This is a genomic window from Microcystis sp. M53598_WE2 (genome assembly GCF_030067735.1).
Taxonomy (GTDB): Bacteria; Cyanobacteriota; Cyanobacteriia; order Cyanobacteriales; family Microcystaceae; genus Microcystis; species Microcystis aeruginosa.
The window spans coordinates 1-1710 of record NZ_JASJFE010000755.1 but is presented as its reverse complement, the minus strand read 5'-3'; the positions used below and the strand labels follow the sequence as shown (position 1 = coordinate 1710).

The window sequence follows — 1710 nt, the reverse complement described above, 5'->3', positions numbered from 1 at the left end:
TGTGCCTTAAGTCTTTCCCTGTATGGATTTCAGCTACTTTTGAGCGTAGTTGCTCTCATCGAATTTTATTTTAAGTTAATTATTTGCATAACAATTCCCGAAGAGCCATTTTTCCTAGGTTCTCGATGGCTAAACCAGTAAAATTACGGAATCGATTGTTTCCCTGTTGAGGAGAAGTCTATAGGAAACTCGAAACCTCTACTAGAGGTGCAGAGTTTGAGTTCAGGACAGGGAAAAACTATCATGGAAAAACTGGAAAAACAGCGCCGCAGACGCGGGGTTATCCTCACCCCCACGGGACTAGAAAAATTACTTACTGCCAAACAAGAAGCGGAATATCGGGATAATTGCGGTCATCGTTTCACCCTAGAAGTCCTCAGCGAGAAAACTCTTTTAGGGGTAGATACTCTGATGAAGGTATTTGCTTGTGAATCGGGAGTGGATAAACAAACCCTGAAACATTGTTTTCAAGCCTTTAATTTAACTTTAGAAAATAGCGATTATTATCGTCCTAACCTACCAGAAACTAATAGTATTAATCCTCAACTATTGCCTGAATTACCAGAGGGACAAGTCCCCCTCGATTCCCCCTTTTATATCAACAGAAACAATCTAGAACAGACTTGTTATCAAGAGATATTGCGCGGGGGTAGTCTTATCCGGATTAACGCGGCCAGAAAAATGGGAAAAACTTCCCTGATGACTAGAATTATTAATTATGCACAACAACAGCAATACCATACACTTTATTTCAGTTTTCGGTTAGCAGAAAGCTCAATTTTTCAAGATTTAAATCACTGGCTGCGTTGGCTTTGCGTTAGTATTAGTCGCCAGTTAGATTTAGAAAATCATCTCCCACAGGATTGGGATGAATTCTTAGGGCGTAAAATTAACTGTAAAATCTATCTAGAAAAGCATATTCTCTCCCATCTCGATCGCCCTTTAGTGCTTGCCTTTGATGATCTTGAATATCTTTTATCCTATCCACAGCTAAGGGAAGAATTTTTTAGTATTCTCCACCTCTGGCACGAGGAAGGCAAAAACAAACCCCTCTGGCAAAAATTACGTTTAATTGTTGCCTATTCCCCTGCACAGGAGGTTGATAAAACCTCAGATACCTATCAATCTCCTTTTAGTCTTGGTTTACCGATCGAATTGCCTAATTTTACCAGCGCACAAGTACGAGAATTAAGTCAAAGACAGGGATTAGATCAGAATTTTGACTCCGAAAAATTACGGATATTTCTAGGGGGTAATCCCTATTTAACTCGTCTTGCTTGCTATCATCTTGCTCGGAGTAATTGTACCCTAGAAACCATTCTAGCTACTTCTATCGAGGAGGAAAGTAATATTTTTGCAGACCATCTTAAACGTTTACTTTGGCATCTACAATACTTAAAAGGCAATTTAGCGGCTATCTTTGCTAAGGTGGTGATGGCGGAAAAAGACATAGAAATTGATTTAATGGCGGCTTTTCACCTAGAAAGTCTCGGACTAATTCACCGACAAGGTAAGTTTTGCAGAGTCAGTTGTCCTCTCTACCGTCAATATTTTGGCCAATATTTCCGGCAACGTTCTGTTTTTTTGCCTCAAAAAACTTCTATCCTCGCCCAAAAAATTACGCTTGCTCACTTTGATACTTCCGAAAAAAGTCGCTATGCTATGTAGTTTATCGAATGTCATTATGAGGGAGTGATACTAAATCCTGTT

Annotated in this window: 1 protein-coding gene; it reads left to right on the top strand. The window is 39.5% G+C overall.

The annotated features are described in order from the left end of the window. Nucleotides 1–243 precede the first annotated feature (243 nt). On the top strand, nucleotides 244–1668 hold the full coding sequence (locus PX636_RS15475; RefSeq protein WP_288117739.1) for an AAA-like domain-containing protein: 1425 nt from the start codon (nucleotides 244–246) through the stop codon (nucleotides 1666–1668). Nucleotides 1669–1710 lie beyond the last annotated feature (42 nt).

What these genes read in the sequence shown, in the direction of transcription:
- PX636_RS15475 (WP_288117739.1), top strand. Translation starts at nt 244, where the DNA reads ATGGAAAAACTGGAAAAACAGCGCCGCAGACGCGGGGTTATCCTCACC.